The following is a 20,397-nucleotide window of genomic DNA, read 5'->3' as shown; positions in this document are numbered from 1 at the left end:
GACTGGCCGCCCACCCCGGAACCACCCTGTCCCACAGGTCCGCACATAAGGAAGATATGGCGCACTTCTACCCAATTCAATAGGCGTCCGTGAAAAATCTGATACATATTTGCAATGTCGCCGAAAATGTTGTTGCCCTTAGTTTTTGATCTTGCCAAATACTCAACCGGTGAGTCGCAGCGGCCCTGAGCTGCCCGTTCAAGCCCTGTCAACGGCAGAAAACTGCCACCAGATTCGAACGGCGAGAAAGAGGGCTCCACGGCAGCCCCGCTCTCACAGCGTCCGCAACCAGACCTGCACGGACCGCAACCTGCACCGATCCAAGGGATGTTGCGACAATTAGTCGTCGACCTCCACAGACGCTCACCAGGTGAGCCGGGCGCGAAAGAATTGTCGAAATTCCGCATGACCGAGTCCAACGAGCACACCCCCTAAGGCCTCGTGACAGCCTGCAACGGATTGGCGACATATTCGCCGAGCGCGTTAACCATGAGGTTGCCGACGCCAATGTTCAATCTGCGGCCGCTTCCTGTGTTCGAGTCCACCACCGCGGTGCGGGTCAGCTTCCGCATGTCGGGCTCTCCCTTCGGGTTAGCCGGCCAAGGTGTCGATGTTGTCGATGCGCCATTTGCCGTTGGCGTAGATGGCGTTGACGGCGAAGACCGCGGCGGAGTAGCTGGTCTGGTTCTTGTCGGTGCGGGTGTTGCGCTGGTCGGCGAAGACCAGGAGGCGGGCGCGGCCCGAGCCGAGGGACTTGACGGCCGTCTCGGTGACGGTGGTCGTGAGGACCTGCTTCTGGGTCGGCGCCTGCCGGCGGACGAGGGTGAAGAGCTGGTTGTACTGCTGGACGGCTTTGCCGGTCAGCAACTCCTGGGCGGCCTTCTCGGTCTTGGCCACGTCGGCGTAGTTGTAGGAGAAGACCGTGTTCACGGCGTTGGTGACCTGGCCTCGGACTTCGCTGGTGCGGGCGTTGTCGCTGAGCGCCTTGTTCTGGGCGGACGCGCTGCCGTTGCGGTCGCTCGCGTGGTCGGCCGACCAGGCGGCGACGCCGCCGAACACGATGGTGAGGACGGCGAGGAGGGCCAGGAGACGGTTGCGGTTCGAGCCGGGGACGGCTCGGCGGAGGGTCGCGGTCGCCATTCGTCCTCCTCAGGAGCCCGTGCCGGTGGGTGCGACGCCCAGGCCGGAGAGCTTCCAGCCGTCAGCGGTCTTGGTGAGCCGGCCCGTCAGGCGGTTGGTCCTGCTGGAGGGCTTACCTTCCGCGGGGGTGACGGTGATGCGGACCGCGACGATGACCGCGGCCTTGCCCGCGCGGATGTCCAGCTCGATCAGGCCGGACTCCATGATCTTGGCCGTGGTGGCGGTCCTGCCCTTGGTGACCTCGCGTTCCAGTTCGGCGCGGCCCTTGGCGATGTTGTCGTACAGCTCCGCGGTGGTGGAGTCCTGCCAGAGGCGCAGGCCCGCGTCGATGTTTCGGTAGTCGAGGGTGTTGAGGTTGACGATTCCCTGCTCGGCGCTGGCCAGGACCCGGTCGCGTTCACGGGCGTACGCGAGCGAGTCGTCCTGGGACGCCGAGTAGGCCGACCAGCCGAACCACGCCGCGGCCAAGGCGGCGATCAGCGTCACGGCGGTCGCGACCAGCATGACCGGGTCACGGCGGCGCGCGGGCGGCTCGGGGGCCTCCTGAGATCCGGCCTTCGGCGCGCTGGGCTCGGCGTCCGATTCGAGCTCCGTGGCCGCGCGCTCGGGGGGTTCGGTGTCCGGTGCTTCGGACTCGGCGGCTTCTTCGGACTCGGCGGCTTCTTCGGACTCGGCGGCTTCCTCGGACTCGGCGGCTTCCTCGCGCTCGGTGGCTCGGCGTGCCCTGACCGCCTTGCCGGGGCCCGCGATGCGCGCCGCCCTGCCGGGACGTGCGGGCTTGGCATCGTCCTGCACCGCGTCCGGCGCCTCGTCCGGCTGCTGGTCTTCGGCCGCGGGTTCGGTCTTGGCCTTCATACACACCCCTTGGTTATCGTCAGGCCGCGGCCAGGTCGCTGATGCGCCAGCCGCCGCTGTTCCGGGCGGTGACGACGAGCTGGGCGGTGGCGGTGCTGCCCGACTTCCTGCCGGCGCGAGTGGTGTCCTGGTCGAGGAAGACCAGGACGACCGCGGTGTCGCCGGTGAGCTTGATGGCCCCGGCCTTGACGACCCGGGTGGTGAGTGCGAGTTTCTGGGCGGGCGCCAGCTGGATGACCTGGCCGAACAGCTGTCGATACTGGGTGTGCGCCTTGCCGGTGAGGAGCCGGTCGGCGGCTCGCTGGGTGGCCGCCGGGTCGGTGTAGGTGTAAGTGAGGATTCGGGTTATCGCGGAGGAGACCTCGGCGACGGCCTTGTCGGTGGCGGCCTTGTCGAGCAGCACGCGGTTGGCGGCCGGTGAGTTCTCGTTCCGTCTGTCGGCCCAGCTGGTCGCACCCTGGGCGAGCAGGCAGATCACCAGTACGAGGGCCACCGGGACCCCCAGCCCGCCCATTCGCAGTCTCTGGTGGAAGGGCCGGGTCTCTTTGTCGCGCGGCACGCGCTTCTTGGGCGGCACCTCGGTCACGGTCATGAACGCCCCCCGGCGGGGATCGCGATGAGGGACTTGATCTTCCAGCCGCCACCGGGAGTGCGGAGCATGCCGACCTGGTAGCGCTTGCGCTGCTCGCTGCCGTCCTGGCCGGATCCGGTGGTGACGCGGACGCGGACCGAGGCGAGGAGAGTGGCGTCTCCCCTGTCGGTGTCGAGGGCGGTGATGGCGAGTCCGTTGACGGTGGCGATGGCCGTGGTGCCCGCGCGTGCGAACGTGGCGCGGGCGGTGATCTGGTCGCGTTTGAGCTCGTCGTGGAGCTCGCCGGTCGACGCCTCCAGCCAGCGCGCCATGGAGATGTCGAGGAGTTTGGCGTCCATCGAGTTGAGGGTGGTGAGCTGCTTGACCGCCACCTGTGCGACCTCGTCGCGTTCCTTGGCCCGGTCGACGTCCGCGCCGCGGCCGGACTGGATCAGCGACCAGCACGCGAGGACAAGGAAGACCGAGGCCGCGGCGACCGCGACCCAGCCGGCGGGACGGGCAAGGTGTCTCATGAGACCGCCTCAAAGACGCGGCCCAGGCCGACGGCGTCCAGGATCTCGGGGACTCCCTTCATGTGGCCGGGCTTGACGGGAGCCGGGACGCCGTGGCGCGGGGCGTGGGCCGAGCCGCGGACGTTGATGCCGCTGCTCACGGGCTCGGTGCAGCGGGCGCTCATGTTGAGCGGTGCCCAGGTCAGGTCGGTGGCGTTGCGGTACTTCGTGCCCTCGTAGCCGCGGGTGCAGGGCTGCGGGTTGAAGAACGTGTTGAGCAGGCCGATCCGCAGCTTGCCGGCCGAGATGACCGACGGCCCGAGCGCGGCGGCGCGCGGCAGGTTGGCGAGGAGGTCTTCGAGGCTGTCGAGACGGCTGCCGGTCAGCCGGGAGGTGGTGAGGAGGTTGGCGATCAGGGTGCCGAAACCGGGATCGAGGTCGCGGACGAGCGTGGCGAACTCAGCGGCGGCGCCGGGCGTCGTCTCGATGAGGCCGCGCAGGTCGGCGTCGGAGTCGCGGAGCTGGCGCGCGAAGAGCCGCGAGTTGTAGGCGAAGGCGCGGAACGACGCGGCCTCCTCGTTCTGGACGCGCAGCACGTCCCCGCCCGTGTGGAGCAGTTCGCGGGTGGTCGTGAAGTTCTGGTCCGAGACCTCGATGAACTCGCTACCGGTGTCGAGGAGTCTTTGCAGGTGCGGCCCCTGCCCGGCGAACGCCAGGCCCAGTTCGTCGATGAGGGTTTGCAGGTCCTTGAGAGGCAGGGAGACAGTCAGGCTGTTGACGCTCTTGAGCGTCTCGGCGACCGGCATCGGGAGGGTGGTGACGCTGCGCGGGATCGTGCTGCCGTTGGCGAGGTACGGGCCGGAGGCGGCTGAGGGACGCAGGTCGACGTACTGCTCACCGACGGCGGAACGGTTGGCCACGACCGCCTTGAGGTCCCGCGGAATCTTCGGCGCCGAGTCGTTGATGCGCAGCTCGGCGATCACACCGTCGGCGGTGAGGTCGAGCTCGCCGACCTTCCCGACGGTGATGCCGCGGTACGAGACGGCCGAGCCCTTGAAGAGACCGCCGGTGCCCGCCAGTTCGAGCCTCACCGTGTAGTAGTCGCGCAGGCCGACATGGCGCCCGAGGTCGGCGTAGCCGGTGCCGAGGTAGCCGATGACGGTGACGGCGAGGATGACGAACGTGACGATCTTGGCTTTGGTGGCGGCGGTCAGCATGTCAGTTGCCCCCCTCGATCGGCGGGAGCGGCAGGGCCGGCTGTTCCTGCGACGGTGGAGGCGCCTGGGGTCCGACCTGTCGCTGGGGAGGGGTAGACGGGGTTGGAGTGGACGTCGGCCTTGGGTTGCCGACCAGCGGGCAGAACCGGGTACGCGGGTCTTCTGGCGTGTCGGCCAGGGCTCTGACCCTGGCCTCCTTCTTCGGGTCCTTCTCATCGACCGCCGGGATGACGCAGTCGTTGCCGGGTGCCGCGATCACGGTGAGGTAGCCGTTCAGGTAGTCGCCCTTGATGCCCTTCTCCACCTCGTCGGTGAACGGGTAGGTGAAGAGCACCTCCAGGGACTTCGGCAGGTCGCGGCCGGTGTCGGCGAGCTTGCGCAGGATGACCGAGAGGTCCTGGAGGTCGGCGACGGTGTCGTCCTTGCTGCGGTTGATGGTCTTGACCGCGACGTTCGAGAGCTCTTCGAGCTTCCGCAACATCTCGACGAGCTGGCCGCGCTGGTCCTCCAGCACCTTCAGGCCTGGGGACAGGTCGGTGAGGACGGTCTCCACCTGGCCCCGGCGGGCGGCGACCGTGGCGGAGAGACGGTTGAGGCCGTCCAGCGCGTCCACGATCGTCTGCCGGTTGGTGTTGAGCGTGGAGCTGAGCGTGTTGAGCCGCCGCAGCGCGGAACGCACCTGCGGCTCGCGGCCGCCCAGCGCCTTCTGGAGTTCCCGGTTGATCGTGCGGATCTGCTGTAGGCCTCCACCGGACAGCAGCATCGACAGCGCCCCGAACACCTCCTCGGTGTCGGCGTTGCGTGACGTCCGGGACAACGGGATGGTGGCGCCGTCGGTCAGCGGGCCGGCCGCGGGCGCGGAGGAGGGTGCCGCGAGCCGGATGTACTTCTCCCCCAGCAGGCTCGACTGCTCCAGGTTGGCGATGGCGTTGGACGGCAGCCGCACGTCGCCGTTCACGACGAGCGTGACCTCGGCGTACCAGGCGTTCCGTGGCAGCGAGACCTTCTTGACCCGGCCCACCGGCACGTCGTTCACCCGGACCGACGCCTGCGGGACGAGGTTGAGCGCGTCGGGGAACTGCGCCTTCACGGTGTACGGGTGGTCGCCGAGATCGGCGCCGCCCGGCAGCGGGATCTCCTCGACCGACAGCGAGCACCCGGCCGCCAGCACGGCGGCCATCGCCGCGGCCGCGATCTTGAGCGCTCTCATCAGCGGCCTCCCTGACCTGAGTAGACGGAGCCGGCGGGTGGGAACGGCAGCGCCGGGACGCCGCCCGTGCGCGAGGGCGGGACGGCGGTGAGCCCACCGGTCCTGAGCCGTTCACACTGGGCGCGCAGGGCCGCCGAGCCGGATCCGGTCGCGGCCGCGCAGGCCGGTCGCGCGCCCGGGCCAGGCGGATCGACGCCGGGCTGCGACGTCGAGCCGAACGCCGCGGTGATTTCCGCCAGGTTGCCGCGGCTCATCAGCGTGCGGGTCTTCGGGTCGTACGAGGCGAGCGCGTTCTGCAGGAGCAGGGGCGTGTTGTCGAGCGCCTCGGCGAGGGCGGCGCGCTGGTCGACGAGGATCTGGGTGATGTCGGCGAGCTTGTCGACGTTCTTGGCGAGCCGTTCGCGGTTGTCGCTGATGAACACCTTCACCTTGGCCAGCGCCGCGGAGAGGCTGCGCAGCGCGGCGGCGAGCTCGTCACGGTCGGCGGCGAGGAAGCCGCTGACCTCGGCGAACTGCCGCTCGATCTGCCGGATCCGGCTCTCGTTCGCCTTGAGCATCGTGCTGAAGCGGTTGAGGTTGGCGATCGTCGCGTAGAAGTCGCCGCTGGAGTCGGCCAGCGTCTGTGACGCCTGACCCAGGTCGGCGATCGTGGTGTTGAGCAGCTTGCCGTTGCCGCCCAGGTTGGCGGCCCCGGTGGAGATGACCTGTGAGAGCGCGCCCCGGGCGTTCGCTCCCTGCGGGCCCAGGTCGGTCGTGAACCGCCGCACGCTGTCGTACAGCTGGTCGAGCTCCATCGGCGTCGCCGTCCGGCTGACGTCGATGTCCGCACCGTCCGCCAGCTCGGCGCCGCCGGTGTACGCGGGGGTCAGCTGGACGTAGCGGTCGGACACCAGGTTGGGCGCGATGACGACGGCGCGGGCGCCCGCGGGGAGCCTGACCTTTTTGTCGACCGTCATGACGACCTTGACCGATCCGCCCTCGGGCTTGATCGACTCCAGGGCGCCGACCTTGACGCCGAGCACCCGTACGTCCGACCCGGGGTAGACGCCGATCGCCGTCGCGAAGTGGGCGGTGATCCGCCGCCCCTCGGCCGCCGTCAGCAGCGGCAGCAGGATGGCCGCGGCGACCAGCAGGAGTACCACGATCATGGCTTCGAGGGCGCGGGTGCGGTTGTCCCGCATGGGCGCGAGCAGCGTGGGGAGCTTCATCAGCGCCCTCCCGTCAGGCGGGGCGGGCGGCAGCCGGCCGTGGGTTGATCCGGGATCGGCCTGCCGCCCTCCAGGTACTCCTTCGGAACGGTGCCGCACAGGTAGCCGTCCACCCAGCGGCCGTTGCCGGTGGCGTTGGCCAGAAGCCGGGTGTACGGGGCGGAGACCTTGATCGCACGATCCAGGTTCTGCTGGTTGCGCTGCAGGGTGGTGGTCACCGCGTCGAGCGCCGCCAGCGTCGGGCCGAGCTGCTTGTCGTTGTCGTCGACCAGGCCCGACAGCTCCACGCCCAGCCGCTGCGTGCCGACCAGCAGCGCGTGGATGGCCTCCCGCCGCCGCCGCAGCTCGGCGAGCAGCAGGTTGCCGTCCTCGAAGAGCGACTCGAACTGGGCGTTCTGGTCGGCCAGGGTCCCGGACAACCGCTTGGTGCCGGCGAGGAGCTGCTGGAGCTCGGCGTCCTTGGTGGCGATGACGCGGGAGAGCGCGGACAGTCCGGTCAACGCCTGGCGGACGCTCGCGGGGGTGTTCTCGAACGTCTCGGAGATCGTCGTGAGGCTGGTGGCGAGCCGGGCCGTGTCGATGTCCCGCAGTGTCTTGCCGAGGTCCTCGAACGCGGTCGTCACGTCGTAGGGCGCCACGGTCCGGTCGAGCCCGAGCGCCTGCCGCGGGTCCTGCTTGTTCGCGCCGAGCGGGTCGAGCGCCAGGTACTTCGACCCCAGCAGCGTCTTGATCATGATCATCGCGGTGGAGCGGTCACCGACCCAGGCGTCCTTGACCCGGAACTCGACCCTGACCTTGGCGCCGTCCAGCTCCACCGCGGTGACCTTGCCGACCTTCACCCCGGCGACCCGGACCTCCTGGCCCGGCTTGAGCCCGGCGGCCTCGCTGAAGTAGGCCTTGTACGTGGTGCCGCCGCCGATGATCGGCAGTTCGTCGGCCCGGTAGGCCACCATCCCGAAGGCCAGCAGGAACACCAGCCCGAGCACCGCGATCGGGATCGGGTTGCGCTCGCGCAGCGGCTTCAGCCGGGGCCTGCCGCGCCGTTTCGCCGGCCCCGGCCCGGGGAGCACCCGCGTCGGCTGCGTCATCCGAGGCACCTCTTCCGGCCGTCATCGGTGATGGGCAGTCCGGTCGGCGGCGGGCGTCCGTCCACGTTCGACCCGGCGTAGTGCACGCCGATCAACTTGACCTCGCACTGGTAGAAGTTCGTCCACGACGCGTACGAGTAGAGGCGGCCGAGGTTCTCGAGCTTGTTCGGCAGCCGCCGCAGGAACCGGTCGACCAGCGGCTCGTCCCGGTCGAGGTTGCGGCTGAGCCGGCCGAGCTCACCGATGCTGCTCTTGAGCGGCGCGCGCCCGACGTGCAGCAGGTCGGCGGTGGCGGTGCTCAGGTCGCCGAGCGCCACGACCGCCTCGCCGATCGGCTTGCGGTCGGCGGCCAGGCCCGAGGTGAGCTTGCGCAACGTGGTGAGCAGCTCGACCAGTTGCCGGTCGCGGTCGTTGATGGTGCCGACGATCGTGTTCAGGTTGGAGATGACCTGCCCGATGACCCGGTCGCGTCCGGCGATGGTCGTGGTCAGCTCACCGACCGTGCGCAGCAGGCTCTCGACCGTGCCGCCCTCGCCCTGGAGCACCTTGACGATCGACTCGGACAGGGAGTTCACGTCGCCCGGCGACAGCGCCTGCATCAGGGGCTGGAAGCCTTGGAAGAGCTGGGTGAGGTTGAGCGGCCCGGTCGTGCGTTCCACGGGGATCGTCCCACCGCGCCGGAGCGTCTGGCCGGGCGCGCCGGTGCCCTGGGCCAGCGCGACGTAGCGGCCGCCGACCAGGTTGAGATACTTCACGGACGCGGTGGTCGAGGCGGGCAGATCGCGGTCGCGGTCGACGGTGAACTTCACGAGCGCGAGCCGCCTGTCGGTGACCGAGATCTTCTCGACCGTGCCGACCCGCACGCCCGCGATGCGCACGCCGTGGCCCGGGTGCAGGCCCGCGACGTCGGTGAACTTGGCGTAGTAGGCGACCCGGTCGCCTGAGTTGGTGTCGGTGATGCTGGCCGCGAGCAGCCCGGTGGCCATCACCGTCACCACGATGAAGATCAGGGAGCTGATCAGCGGGCCGGTGAGCCCCTTGAGTCCCTGGCCGGTGAGCCTCACTTGACCGTCACCTCCGCGCCCCGGTAGAGCGGGCCGACCAGCACGCTGGACCAGTCGGGCAGCCCTTCGGGGACCTCGTCCATGCCCGGGGCCACGAGCTGCCTGACCAGTTCGTTCTCCGCGGTCGAGTTGGCCGGGCCGAGTCCGCCCGCGGTCACCGCGCCGGGCACCTTCGTGCCGAGGGGCACCGCCTTGGGCGGGGCTCCGCCGCCCGGTGAGAGGGGAACGCTGTAACAGCGCGGCCCGCCACCGCCGCCGTACCGCGGCGTGTCCTTGCCCGGGATGTAGCGGCCCTTGTGCTGGACGGCCACGACCTGTCCGTGCACGCCGTGCTTGTCGGTGCCCTTGCCGAGCACCTCGTTCATCTTCGGGATGAAGTCGGCCATGGTCCGGAACGTGCAGGGCGCCGCCGGCGAGTACCGCCGGAACAGGCGCAGCGAGCCGCGGCTCTCGGCGGCCAGGGCGATCAGGTTCTCGGAGTTGACGCTGATGAAGTTCGTCAGGTCGCCCGTAGCGGTCGAGACCGTCTCGTAGAGGTCGGCGAGATTGCGACGCTGCTCGGCGATCGTCCGGCTGGTGATGGTGAAGTCGGTGAACGCCTGGAGCAGGTCGGGCGACGCCGCGTTGAGGTTGTCGGCGAACCTCGCCAGTTCGGCCAGGTTGCGGTTGAGGGCGGGCAGCTCGGGGTTGAGCTTCTTCAGGAACGCGTCGAGCTGCACGAAGTTGCGGCCGAGCTGGTCGCCGCGCCCCTCCAGCGCCTGCGCCATCGCGGTGAGCGTCGCCGAGAGCTTCGAGGGCTGGACGGCGTTGAGGAGCTTCATCGTGTTGTTGAGCACCTCGGAGAGCTCCACCGCGTTCTTGCTGCGGTCCTCGCTGATGACCGCGTTGTCGGCGATCGGTGTGCCCGCCGAGCCGGTCGGCGGTACGAGGGCCACGTAGCGGGCGCCGAAGACCGTCGTCGGCAGCAGTTGCGCCCGCACGTCGGCCGGGACGTACCGGGCCTTGGCCGGATCGAGCGCCAGCTCCAGCCTGGCGCCGCTGCCGTCCGCCTTGATGGAACGGACCTCGCCCACCACCACACCGCGGACCTTCACGTCCGCCTGGACGTGCATCTCGTGCCCGGCCGTGCCGGTCATCAGGGTGACGTCGGTGGACTCGGTGAACCGCTTCTGGTAGATCGCGACCGACAACGCGATCAGCAGCGCCGGCACCAGCAGGAAGGCCACGCCGAGCAGCCGCCGTCCGGTGGTCTGCAGCAGGGTCGATCGTTCGAACTGCGCGCTCATGTCACCCGGTCACCTTCACCGTCGTGGTGGCGCCCCAGATGGCGAGGCTGACGAAGAAGTCCGTCACGCTGATCAGGACGATCGCGGTGCGGACCGCGCGGCCGACCGCCACGCCGACCCCGGCCGGGCCGCCGACCGCGCGGTAGCCGTAGTAGCAGTGGGCCAGGATCACCATGACGCTGAAGATCAGCACTTTGACGAACGACAGCACCACGTCCTCCGGCGACAGGAAGATGGCGAAGTAGTGGTCGTAGGTACCTGCCGACTGCCCGTTCACCCAGAGGGTGACCTGTCTGGACGCCAGATAGGAGCTCAGCAGCCCGATGCCGTAGAGCGGAATGATCGCGACGGTGCCCGCCACGATCCGGGTGGTCACCAGGTACGGCAGGGACGGGATGCCCATGCCCTCCAGGGCGTCGATCTCCTCGTTGATGCGCATCGCGCCGAGCTGGGCGGTGAAGCCTGCGCCGACGGTGGCCGACAGCGCCAGGCCGGAGACCAGCGGCGCGATCTCGCGGGTGTTGAAGTACGCGGAGACGAACCCGGTGAACGCCGCGGATCCGATCTGGTCGAGTGCCGCGTAGCCCTGGAGACCGACGACCACGCCCGTGGACACGGTCAGGCCGAACATCACGCCGACCGTGCCGCCGATGACCGCGAGCGCGCCCGAGCCGAAGGCGACCTCGCTCAGCAGCCGGCCGATCTCCTTGAAGTAGCGGCGGATCGCCCGCGGCAGCCAAAGCAGGGCCTTGATGTAGAAGCCGAGCTGGTCTCCGGCCTGGTCCAGCCATGACACCGACCGCCCGAGCCGGATCCTCCGAGCCCCTGTCGCCATCCGTCACGCTCCCTTCGGCGGGACGACCTGGAGGTAGATCGCCGTCAGGACGAGGTTGACGAAGAACAGCAGGAGGAAGGTGATGACGACGGACTGGTTGACCGAGTCGCCGACGCCCTTCGGTCCCGGATTGGGGTTCAGGCCGCGGTAGGAGGCGACCACCCCGGCGATGAAGCCGAAGATGAGCGCCTTGATCTCGCCCACGTACAGGTCGGGAAGCTGCGCGAGGGCCGAGAACGAGGCCAGGTAGGCGCCCGGCGTGCCGCCCTGCATCATCACGTTGAAGAAGTAGCCACCGGCCACGCCCACCACCGAGACCAGCCCGTTCAGCAGCACGGCGACGGCCATGCACGCCAGCACCCGGGGCACGACCAGCCGCTGGATCGGTGAGACGCCCATGACCTCCATGGCGTCCATCTCCTCGCGGATGGTCCGGGAGCCCAGGTCGGCACAGATCGCCGAGCCCGCCGCGCCCGAGATGAGGAGGGCCACGATCAGCGGGCTCGCCTGCTGGACGACCGCCAGCACGCTGGCGCCGCCGGTCAGCGACTGGGCGCCCAGCTGCTTGGCCAGCGAGCCGACCTGGAGCGAGATGACCGCGCCGAACGGGATGGAGACCAGGGCCGTCGGCAGGATCGCGACCGAGGCGATGAACCAGAACTGCTGGATGAGCTCGCGGACCTGGAAGGGCCGCCGGAACGTCATCGCGATGACGGTGCCGGCCAGCGCGAACAGCCGCCCGACCTGCCGGAGCGCGCCGGCGCCCGGGGCCGCCGTCTGTGGACTCGTCACAACTGTCCTCCCGCGCCCGCGTGGTGCCGGCGGTTGTCGAAGATGGCCTGCTGCGCCGCGTACGGAAGCCGGGGAAGCATGGAGTCCACTCGCGCGGCGTGCCGGATCGCGCCCTGCCGCACCGGCAGCCCGGACGACGGCTGCAGCTGCGGGACGATCTCGACCTTGCGGCGGGCCGGGTGCCCGGCGGCGGCCTCCGCGGCGAGCGTGGCGGCGTCCTTCTCCTCGCTCATGCCGATCGGGCCGTGGCGGGTGCCGTGCAGGAACTGGGCGATGACGGGTTCCTCGCTGGTGAGCAGGACCTCGCGCGGCCCGAATCCGACCAGATCGCGGCGGAACAACATCCCGATGTTGTCCGGGACGGTCGAGGCGATCTCGATGTTGTGGGTGACGATCAGCATCGTCGCGTCGATCCGCGCGTTGACGTCGATGAGCAGCTGCGACAGAAAGGCGGTACGGACGGGATCGAGGCCGGAGTCGGGCTCGTCGCACAGAATGATCTGCGGGTCCATGACCAGCGCCCTGGCCAGGCCCGCCCGTTTGCGCATGCCGCCGGAGATCTGGCCGGGAAGCTTCTTCTCCTCGCCGCCGAGGCCGACCATCTCCATCCGCTCCAGCACGATGCGGCGGATCTCCGGCTCCTTCTTGCGCGTGTGCTCGCGCAGCGGGAAGGCGATGTTGTCGAAGAGGTTCATCGACCCGAAGAGCGCGCCGTCCTGGAACATCAGCCCGAAGAGCTTCCGCTGGCGGTACACCTTGTGATCGGGGTCGTTGACCATGTCGACGCCGTCGATCATGACCCGGCCGCGCTCGGGCTTGAGCAGGCCGATCAGCGACTTGAGGAACACCGTCTTGCCGGTGCCCGACGGCCCGAGCATCACCGTGACCTCGCCCGCCGGCAGGGTCAGCGAGACATCGCGCCAAATGGTCTGACGGCCGAACGACTTCGTCAATCCCTCGACGACGACTTCAATTCCCACGGACCACCACCTGACATAGAACACCCCTGCAAGGCCGCGCTCGGGAATGACGAGGACCGCGGGCCGTAAGCTCACCTGGCCGTTGGCGAGACGTTACGACTATCTCCGGTGACAACTCAAGAGTAAATCAAATGATTCTCGGCGGTCCGGGGCCGTCCGAGCCACGCCGTTGTCATTAGCTGAGCGTTTGATCAAATCAAAATCGTCGCGAGCTAGTACTGGCGAGTAATTGCCCGTCGGCGATCAACGGCAAGATCCGTTATCACCAACTAAGCACGGCCGTACATTAGCGTTATCGACCGAATAGTACTTGGCGGTAATGTGTCACCGAAGTCTTGTCAGAACTCCCAGGGCGACCTATGTTTCACGTGCTCCAGTGCACGGTTTCGGGTGTGAGCTCTCCCCCCGCATGGCGCGCTCCCAACCGTCGTAGCTGCCCGGTCGCCGTCGAGGGCCTGGCGACCGGACGTACGCGCGCAGCGGACAGCGGCCCCGACGCGGAGGTGTGTGTTTCCCATGACCCAGGCGCTCGAGCTCTCGGGATCCGCGGAGCCCGACCCCGTGCAGGTCCCCCCGCAGTTCGCCCGGCTCATGTGGGCCGAGATCCAGGACGTCATCAACGAGGTCGTCGTGGAGATCCGGCGGGCCATTCCGGAGTACGACCGGCCCGAGAACTCCGCGTACGACCAGATACTGCGCCTCGGCGCGGAAAAGATCCTCACCGCCTACATCGAGCGCATCGCCGACCCGGCGGCCCCGCTGACCGAACGGGACGAGACCTGCCGCGCCCTCGGGCACTTCGAAGCCGTCGAGGGCCGCAGCCTCGACCACATGCAGGCCGCGTACCGCATCGCCTTCCACATCGCGTGGCGGCGCACCGCCGCCGTGGCCGAACGCGAGCGCATCCCGTCGGTCATCGTCACGACCATGGTCGAGTCGATGCTCACCTATATGGACGAGGCCATCACCCAGACCCGGCACGGTTACCAGCAGGCGATGGAGCACGCCGACCTGCGCCGCCGGGAGCACCGGCGGCAGCTGCTGCATCTGATCCTGCAACAGCCGGCGGTCGTGCCCGAGGCCATCGAGGACCTGGCGCGCACCGCCTCGTGGCCCCTGCCCGACGAGGTCACGATGGTGGCGATCCATCCGGACGCGCCGTGCACGCTGTCGGCGCTGGACGCCGACGTGCTCATCGACCTCGACTCCCACGAGCCGTGCCTGCTCGTGCCCGGGCCGCTGGACCGCAACCGCAGGGGCATGCTGGAGGCGGCGTTGTCCGAGGCCAGCTCGGTGCTCGGGCTCACCATGCCGCTGGACAAGGCCACGCACTCCCTGCGCTGGTCACGACGGGTGCTGGAGCTCGCCGAAGAGGGCATCATCCGGGACGGCTCCCTCATCCCGTGCGAGCGGCACCTCATGACGATGTGGCTGCTGTCGGACGTCACGCTCGTCGAGGAACTCGCCAGCCGGCACCTCGCGCCGTTCGACGACATGTCCGACGGCCACCGCCGCAAGCTCACCGAGACGCTGGCCGAGTGGGTCACCACGCGCGGCAACGCGGTCGAGCTCGCCGAACGGATGAACGTCCACGCGCAGACCGTCCGCTACCGGCTGAGGCAGCTCGAAAGTTACCTCGGCGAGAGCCTCGCCGACCCCGACACCCGCTTCTCCCTCGACGTCACGCTGCGCGCCGCGAGCCTGCACCGGCGGCGTCACCTGGGCCGACGCGGCACCCCCGGCACCCGCTCCGAGTGAGGCGACGGGAATCCCGCGACAACGACCTCCGGGTGGTTGTTCGGACTTATCACCGCGCGAATACCAGAAGTGAGTACCAACTGGGACCGGATCGCCACTACGCACCGCCACGTCATGATCACGAGCCACGATTTTACGTTCGCTTTAACAAACCCCCGCGCTATCAGATTTAGTGTCAGTGTGCTCCACATCACAACCAGCGCTCGGGGGACGCGCAGGGGTCCCCCGCTCGGCGCGTCCTCCTCGGGTCAATGCCGTACCGACAACGCGGCCAGGCACGGCCGGGCGACCCCGCCCGGCCGGGCAGAGCCGTGCCGACGGTGTTCTACCTGGAGGTGCCACCGATGCCCCGAACGCTAGAACCGGGGGGGCTGGACCAGCTGCCGTCGCCGCTCCCGCGACGACTCGCCACGATCCTGCGGCCGGAGCTGCCGAGCCTGGCGCAGGAGATCATCCAAGAGATCCCCCGGGCGCTCCCCGAGTACGACCGCCCGATGCAGAGCCCGTACGGGCAGGCACTGCAGATCGGGGTCGAACGGGCTCTGATCCAGTTCGTCGCACGCGTCTCGGAGGCGGACCCGCCCACCGACCGCCATGACGACACCTATCGCAGGCTGGGCCGGTTCGAGGCGCACGAGGGACGTTCGCTCGACAGCCTGCAGGCCGCGTACCGGATCGGCGCCCAGGTGGCCTGGCGCCGCGTCATGCGGCTCGCCGCCCGGCACGACCTGTCCTCGACCGTCACCGCCCGCCTCGCCGACGCCCTGTTCGCCTACATGAACGAGCTGGCCTCGCTCTCCCTGGCCGGCTACATGGACGCGCGCCCCGCCGAGGTGGAGGACCAGCGACGACGCCTGCTCCAGCTCCTGCTGCGCCGCCCCACGCCGGTCTCCGAGCGCGCCATCACCGAGCTCGCCGAGCTCACCGACTGGAACGTGCCGGAGGAGCTGACGCTCGTGGCCCTGGAGCCCGGCGCGGAATGCGTGCGGGGCGCACTGGACTGCGACGTGCTCATCGATCTCAGCATGGACGAGCCGTGCCTTCTCGTGCCCGGCATGCCCGGCGAGAACGGGCCTCAGCCGCTCTCGGAGGAACGGCGCAAGATGCTCGCCGCGGCGTTCCCCGACAGCCGGGTCGCCGCCGGGCTGTCGGTGCCCCGGGGCTACGCGGCCGACTCGCTGCGCTGGGCCAGGCAGGCGCTCACGCTGGTCACGGCCGGAGTCCTGGACGACGGTACGGTGACCTCCTGCGAGGATCATCTGGTCACGCTGTGGCTGTTGTCGGACTGCGCGTTGATCGACCAGGTGGCGCGCCGCCATCTGGCCACGATGGACGATTTCGAGCACGGCCAGCGAGAACGGCTTCTGGCGACGCTGCACACCTGGCTCACGACCAGGGGCACCGCCGCGGAAATGGCCGATGAGCTGCACGTGCACCCGCAGACGGTGCGACATCGCATCAAGCGGCTGGAAAAGGAGCTGGGCGGCCGTCTCACCGACCCCGATGATCGCTTCGCCATCGAGATCGTATTGCGCGCGATGTGGCTTAGGGGCCGGCGCGACATCGCATCCACGGAGTACCGGGACGGAAGATGAGCCCACTCACCCGATGACAATTTGGGTGTCACTCTGGCACCTGTTTTCGCATTGAAAACGAACTCCACTTGAAAGGGTTGATTGCTCCGCCCATTTCATGTTCCTATCGAATACGGCACCTATATTGGATAGGCATGGCGTGACGGAGGTGGACGGAAGTGCCCCTGCGATCGGCACGCGGGACGGCCCTGGCGGGCCTCGGTGCGGCGGCCGTACTGGTCGCGGGTTCGGCGGTCCCGGTGGCCGCCGATCCCGTGCCCTCCCCCTCGGGGACGGAGGTGACGGATCCGCCGAGCAACCCGCCGAGCGACCCGCCCTCGGATCCACCGACCGATCCTCCGACGGACCCGCCCACCGACCCGCCCACCGACCCTCCGACGGACCCTCCGACCGATCCGCCCACGGACCCGCCGACTGATCCACCGACGAACCCACCGACCAAACCGCCCACGGACCCGCCGACCAAGCCTCCGACCAAGCCGCCCACAGACCCGCCGACGATTCCCCCGCCGGGCAGCGGAGGTCCGAAGGACCCGCCGGGCAAACCCGATCCGGCGGCACGCCCGCAACTGTCGGCCGGGCTGAAGGTGAGCCATCCGGTGGTGGCTCCCGGTGGCACGCTGACTGCGACGGTGCAGGTGTCGGCGACGAAGGCGACGGCGACCGGCACGACCGTGCGGTTCTCGGGCGGGGGCGCCTCGGTCAGCCCGGGTTCCCTGAGCCTCGGCACGGTGGGCGGAGGCGGCGCTTCGGGGCTGGCCACGGTGAAGATACCCGCGAACGCCCCGCACGGTGCCATGACGATCACGGCCACGGTGACCGCGAAGCCGGCGAGCAGTGGCCAGGCGACCGCCACGTTCGTGGTCACCGACCCGGGCAACATCACGGTGCCTCCACCCGGCGCCGGCCCCGGCTCGCCCGGATCAGGCGGGTCGTTCCTGCCCGGTGGCTTCAATCCCTCGAAGCTGGCTCCCGACCAGGTCGCGCTGCCGCCGATCGCGTCACCCCAGATCGCCGCGGACGCCCAGCCCCTCGCCTCCATGACCGCGCTGCGGGCAGGGTTCGATCCCCTTCTCACCCCGGCCGAAATGGCCGCGCTGCAGGCGGGCTGGCTCGCGGCTCTGGTGACCTCCGTGGCGTTGCTGCTGGCGAGGCTCCGGCTGACCCGCGGGCACAACGCTCCCGCCCGGCGGGCCCACCGCGTTCTCTTCCTGCCGTACGGGACGAGGCTTCCGGCCGGTGTGCGGTTGCCGGACGGGGTGAAGCCGCCCAAGGACAAGAAGCTCACCGCCGCGCGGCTGCGCACGTTGCCCCCGCAGCCCGCCCGTTCTGTGCGCTCTGTGCGGTTGATGTGGGTTCCGCTGCGAGCGCCGCGTACCGCCCGTCCCTGACCGATCCCCCGAGGTCAGGGGCGGGCGGCCCTACGGCGATCCCTTACTTGGTGATGACGTAGTCCTCGGGCTTGGCCTTGCGCGAGCCCGCCCAGAACTCGAAGGTGTGCCCCGGCCAGAGCGTGCGGTTGACGCCGCTCTCGTCGAGGTACCAGCTCTGGCAGCCGCCCTCGCTCCAGACCGCCTTGCGCAGCCGCTTGTGCATGCGGTCGTTGAACGAGCGCAGCGCGGCGGGCTTGGGCTCGATGGCGTCGCCGCCGGAGTCCTGGAGGAGCTTCAGGCAGCTGAGCACGTGCTGGATCTGCACCTCGATCATGAAGACGACCGAGTTGTGCCCGAGACCGGTGTTGGGGCCGAGCAGCGTGAAGAAGTTGGGGAAGCCCGGATAGCTCGTGCCGCGGTAGGCCTCGATGCCGTTCGCCCAGGCCTCCTGGATCTTCAGCCCGTTGCGGCCCACGATGGTCTGGTCGTTGAGCGCGTCGGTCACCTTGAAGCCGGTGCCGTAGATGATCGCGTCGACCTCGTACTCCCGGCCGTCCCGGGTGACGATCGAGTGCTCGCGCACCTCGGCGACGCCGCTGGTCTCGACCTCCACGTTGGGCCGGGCCAGCGCCGGATAGTAGTCGTTGGACAGCAGCACCCGCTTGCAGCCGATGGTGTAGTCCGGGGTGACCTTGGCGCGGAGCGCAGGGTCGGAGATCTGCCGCTTGATGTGCCAGCGGGCCAGCTTCTCCATCGGCACCGACAGCCGCGGGTCGATCGTGAACCCGACCGCACGGGCCTCCAGCGTCCAGTAGATGCCGTTGCGGAACGCGCGCGCCGCGCCCGGCACCTTCTCGAACGCCGTGCGGATCGGAGCGGGGATCTTCCGGTCCGGCTTGGGCTGGATCCACGGCGGGGTGCGCTGGAAGAGGACGAGCTCGTCCACCTCCTTGGCGATCCGCGGCACGAACTGGATCGCGGACGCGCCGGTGCCGATGACGGCGACGCGCTTGCCCCGCAGGTCGTAGGAGTGGTCCCAGTCGGCGGAGTGGAAGGCCTTGCCCTTGAACGTCTCCATTCCGGGCAGGTCGGGGTACGACGGGATGTGCAGGGCGCCGATCCCGGAGATGACGGCCTTGGGCGTGAAGACGGTGCCGTCGGCGAGCGTCACGTTCCAACGCCTGGAGTCGTCGTCGTACTCCAGCGCGTCGACGGCGCTGTTGAAGCGGATGTGCTCGCGGACGCGGTACTTGTCCGCGGTCTTCTCCATGTACGAGCGGATCTCCGGCTGCGGCGCGAACATCCGCGACCACCCGGGATTGAGCTCGAACGAGAACGAGTACATGTGGGACGGGACATCGCAGGCACAGCCCGGATAGGTGTTGTCGTGCCAGGTGCCGCCGAGGGCCTCGCTCTTCTCCAGCACCACGAAGTCGTGGAAGCCGTGCTTCTTCAGCTGGATCGCCATGCCAAGCCCGGCGAACCCGGAGCCGATGATGACGATCGCCGCCCGCTCGCTCATGTCGTTTCCTTCGTTCCGCCTTAACCTACTTTCGGTAAGTTACCCGGAGTAGAGTTACTGACGATAGGTCCAACAGATAGGATTTCGTTGTGAGCACCGCCACACCGCGCCGCCGCAGGATGTCGCGCGCCGAGCGGGAGCGGCAGATGCTCGACGTGGCCGAGCAGGTCTTCGCCGAGCACGGCTACCGGGCCACCTCCATGGACGAGATCGCCGACCGCTGCGGCGTCTCCAAGCCGATGCTGTACGAGTACTTCGGCTCCAAGGACGGGCTGTTCCACGCGGCCATGGCGCGGTCGAAGGCCGAGCTCTACGAGACCACGCAGAAGGCGATGGCGGGCGCGACGACGCCCCAGGACATCCTGCGGCGCGGGATGCTCGCCTACTTCGAGTTCGTCGACTCCCACAGCGGCTCGTTCACGATGTTGCTCGCCGCGCCGCTGACCGTGCCGCCGGAGAGCGCCGGCCTCGTCGAGGAGACCCGGCAGCAGCAGAGCGCCCTCATCACCGGCGTGCTGAAGTCGTTCGCCCCCGACGCGCCGGAGGTGATGCTGGAGAGCTTCACCGAGATCATCATCGGCGGCTGCGAGCGGCTGGCCCTGTGGCGCACCCGCCACCCCGACCGGATCAGCGTCGAGGACGCCGCGAGCCACATGAGCGAGTTCTGCTGGCAGGGACTCAGCCCGTACGCCCCGTGAGCCTCTCGCGCAGGGCGTCCAGGGCGTAGATGAGCATGTCGAGGCCGAACTCGAAGTCGGTCTCGGGGTCGTGCCGGGCCAGGTCCGGAGCGAACGCGATGACGTGCGGGAACTCCTCCGGATCGAGGCCGGCGAGAGCCTCGGCGACCCCGGGCCGGTAGTCGAGCGCCTTGGCCTGGCCGATCTCGCGCATCTGGGCGCCGAGCGCGTAGGCCATCAGCGCGCGCATGATCCGCACGGAGGTCTCGCCGTCGAAGCCCGCGGCGTCGGCGAGGGCGAGCGCCCGCTCGGCGGGGCGCAGGCCGACCGGGGTGTCGATCTTGTGGGTGAACACGATCGTCATGCAGCGCGGGTAGTCGTGCGCGACCTTGCGGAAGGCCCGCACGAGCGCGCGGGCCCGTTCGGTGAACGGCTCGTCCGGGTCGTCGGCCAGGTCGATGCCCGCCACCACGTACTCCGCGACGCCCTCGAAGAGGGCCGCCTTGTTGGGCACGTGGTTGTAGAGGGACATCACCGCGACGCCGAGCTCGGCCGCCACCCCGCGCATGGAGAGCGCGTCCGCGCCGTCGCGCTCGATCAGCCCGACCGCGGCGCGCACGATGCGGTCACGCGTCAGCACCGGCCGTGTCGTCACTGGCGTCACCTCCCCGGGCGTGACGGAGCTCACTCTGCCATCCATCCGTCCGTCCCTTT

The 20,397-nt window shown here is 69.3% G+C and carries 20 protein-coding genes; 4 read left to right on the top strand and 16 right to left on the bottom strand.

Annotated elements, in window-relative coordinates; all coding sequences use genetic code 11:
* Positions 1 to 431: 431 nt before the first annotated feature.
* The 14 genes from ABD333_RS17220 to ABD333_RS17155 are packed head-to-tail and all read right to left on the bottom strand — an operon-like array spanning position 432 to position 12,758.
* Positions 432 to 572: a hypothetical protein gene (locus ABD333_RS17220; RefSeq protein ID WP_344542051.1), complete on the bottom strand. Its 141-nt coding sequence runs from the start codon at positions 570 to 572 to the stop codon at positions 432 to 434.
* A gap of 19 nt (positions 573 to 591) precedes the next feature.
* The gene (locus tag ABD333_RS17215; RefSeq protein WP_344542049.1) at positions 592 to 1,140 is read right to left on the bottom strand and encodes a hypothetical protein; all 549 of its coding nucleotides are present in this window, start codon (positions 1,138 to 1,140) and stop codon (positions 592 to 594) included.
* A 9-nt stretch (positions 1,141 to 1,149) separates the two neighbouring features.
* Entirely contained in the window at positions 1,150 to 1,995 is an 846-nt protein-coding gene (locus tag ABD333_RS17210; protein ID WP_344542047.1) for a hypothetical protein, read from the bottom strand.
* Positions 1,996 to 2,014: 19 nt separating this feature from the next.
* Complete coding sequence (locus ABD333_RS17205; protein ID WP_344542046.1) at positions 2,015 to 2,587, bottom strand: hypothetical protein; 573 nt, start codon at positions 2,585 to 2,587, stop codon at positions 2,015 to 2,017.
* Positions 2,584 to 3,099: a hypothetical protein gene (locus ABD333_RS17200; RefSeq protein WP_344542045.1), complete on the bottom strand. Its 516-nt coding sequence runs from the start codon at positions 3,097 to 3,099 to the stop codon at positions 2,584 to 2,586. The genes ABD333_RS17205 and ABD333_RS17200 overlap by 4 nt, the downstream gene beginning before the upstream one ends.
* Positions 3,096 to 4,295 carry an MlaD family protein gene (locus ABD333_RS17195; RefSeq protein ID WP_344542044.1) on the bottom strand — a complete coding sequence of 400 codons (1,200 nt, stop codon included), beginning with the start codon at positions 4,293 to 4,295 and terminating at the stop codon, positions 3,096 to 3,098. The genes ABD333_RS17200 and ABD333_RS17195 overlap by 4 nt, the downstream gene beginning before the upstream one ends.
* 1 nt (position 4,296) lies before the next feature.
* The gene (locus ABD333_RS17190) at positions 4,297 to 5,505 is read right to left on the bottom strand and encodes an MCE family protein (RefSeq protein ID WP_344542043.1); all 1,209 of its coding nucleotides are present in this window, start codon (positions 5,503 to 5,505) and stop codon (positions 4,297 to 4,299) included.
* A complete protein-coding gene (locus ABD333_RS17185; protein WP_344542042.1) occupies positions 5,505 to 6,713 on the bottom strand; it encodes an MCE family protein in 1,209 nt (402 codons plus the stop codon). Before ABD333_RS17185 ends, ABD333_RS17190 begins: the two co-directional genes overlap by 1 nt.
* A complete protein-coding gene (locus ABD333_RS17180) occupies positions 6,713 to 7,801 on the bottom strand; it encodes an MCE family protein (protein ID WP_344542041.1) in 1,089 nt (362 codons plus the stop codon). Before ABD333_RS17180 ends, ABD333_RS17185 begins: the two co-directional genes overlap by 1 nt.
* Positions 7,798 to 8,865: an MCE family protein gene (locus tag ABD333_RS17175; RefSeq protein WP_344542040.1), complete on the bottom strand. Its 1,068-nt coding sequence runs from the start codon at positions 8,863 to 8,865 to the stop codon at positions 7,798 to 7,800. Before ABD333_RS17175 ends, ABD333_RS17180 begins: the two co-directional genes overlap by 4 nt.
* Entirely contained in the window at positions 8,862 to 10,151 is a 1,290-nt protein-coding gene (locus ABD333_RS17170) for an MCE family protein (RefSeq protein ID WP_344542039.1), read from the bottom strand. The genes ABD333_RS17175 and ABD333_RS17170 overlap by 4 nt, the downstream gene beginning before the upstream one ends.
* A gap of 1 nt (position 10,152) precedes the next feature.
* Positions 10,153 to 10,986, bottom strand: a complete 834-nt coding sequence (locus ABD333_RS17165; RefSeq protein WP_344542037.1) for an MlaE family ABC transporter permease — start codon at positions 10,984 to 10,986, stop codon at positions 10,153 to 10,155.
* A 3-nt stretch (positions 10,987 to 10,989) separates the two neighbouring features.
* Positions 10,990 to 11,778: an MlaE family ABC transporter permease gene (locus ABD333_RS17160; RefSeq protein ID WP_425546917.1), complete on the bottom strand. Its 789-nt coding sequence runs from the start codon at positions 11,776 to 11,778 to the stop codon at positions 10,990 to 10,992.
* Positions 11,775 to 12,758: an ABC transporter ATP-binding protein gene (locus tag ABD333_RS17155; RefSeq protein WP_344542036.1), complete on the bottom strand. Its 984-nt coding sequence runs from the start codon at positions 12,756 to 12,758 to the stop codon at positions 11,775 to 11,777. The genes ABD333_RS17160 and ABD333_RS17155 overlap by 4 nt, the downstream gene beginning before the upstream one ends.
* Before the next feature lie 516 nt (positions 12,759 to 13,274).
* Between ABD333_RS17155 and ABD333_RS17150 the strand changes: the two genes are divergently transcribed.
* The 3 genes from ABD333_RS17150 (at position 13,275) to ABD333_RS17140 (ending at position 17,502) form a co-directional block, all read left to right on the top strand.
* A complete protein-coding gene (locus ABD333_RS17150) occupies positions 13,275 to 14,516 on the top strand; it encodes a PucR family transcriptional regulator (protein ID WP_344542035.1) in 1,242 nt (413 codons plus the stop codon).
* 344 nt (positions 14,517 to 14,860) lie between these two features.
* Positions 14,861 to 16,111, top strand: coding sequence for a PucR-like N-terminal domain-containing protein (locus tag ABD333_RS17145; RefSeq protein ID WP_344542034.1), 1,251 nt, complete (start codon positions 14,861 to 14,863; stop codon positions 16,109 to 16,111).
* 158 nt (positions 16,112 to 16,269) lie between these two features.
* Positions 16,270 to 17,502: a hypothetical protein gene (locus tag ABD333_RS17140; RefSeq protein WP_344542033.1), complete on the top strand. Its 1,233-nt coding sequence runs from the start codon at positions 16,270 to 16,272 to the stop codon at positions 17,500 to 17,502.
* 43 nt (positions 17,503 to 17,545) lie between these two features.
* On the opposite strand, the gene ABD333_RS17135 is transcribed toward ABD333_RS17140, so the two are convergent.
* On the bottom strand, positions 17,546 to 19,006 hold the full coding sequence (locus tag ABD333_RS17135) for a flavin-containing monooxygenase (protein WP_344542032.1): 1,461 nt from the start codon (positions 19,004 to 19,006) through the stop codon (positions 17,546 to 17,548).
* Between the two features lie 89 nt (positions 19,007 to 19,095).
* On the opposite strand from ABD333_RS17135, the gene ABD333_RS17130 reads away from it, so the two are divergent.
* Positions 19,096 to 19,704, top strand: coding sequence for a TetR/AcrR family transcriptional regulator (locus tag ABD333_RS17130; protein ID WP_344542031.1), 609 nt, complete (start codon positions 19,096 to 19,098; stop codon positions 19,702 to 19,704).
* Here the strand turns inward: ABD333_RS17130 and ABD333_RS17125 are convergent.
* Positions 19,685 to 20,338 (bottom strand): TetR/AcrR family transcriptional regulator, encoded by a 654-nt coding sequence (locus ABD333_RS17125; RefSeq protein ID WP_344542030.1) that lies wholly within the window; start codon positions 20,336 to 20,338, stop codon positions 19,685 to 19,687. The two genes, ABD333_RS17130 and ABD333_RS17125, sit on opposite strands and share 20 nt — an antisense overlap.
* Positions 20,339 to 20,397 lie beyond the last annotated feature (59 nt).

The sequence above is a fragment of the Actinomadura fulvescens genome, assembly GCF_039533225.1.
In the GTDB taxonomy this organism is placed as follows: domain Bacteria; phylum Actinomycetota; class Actinomycetes; order Streptosporangiales; family Streptosporangiaceae; genus Spirillospora; species Spirillospora fulvescens.
The sequence above is the reverse complement of the archived record's forward strand: the minus strand, read 5'-3'. Positions and strand labels throughout refer to the sequence as shown.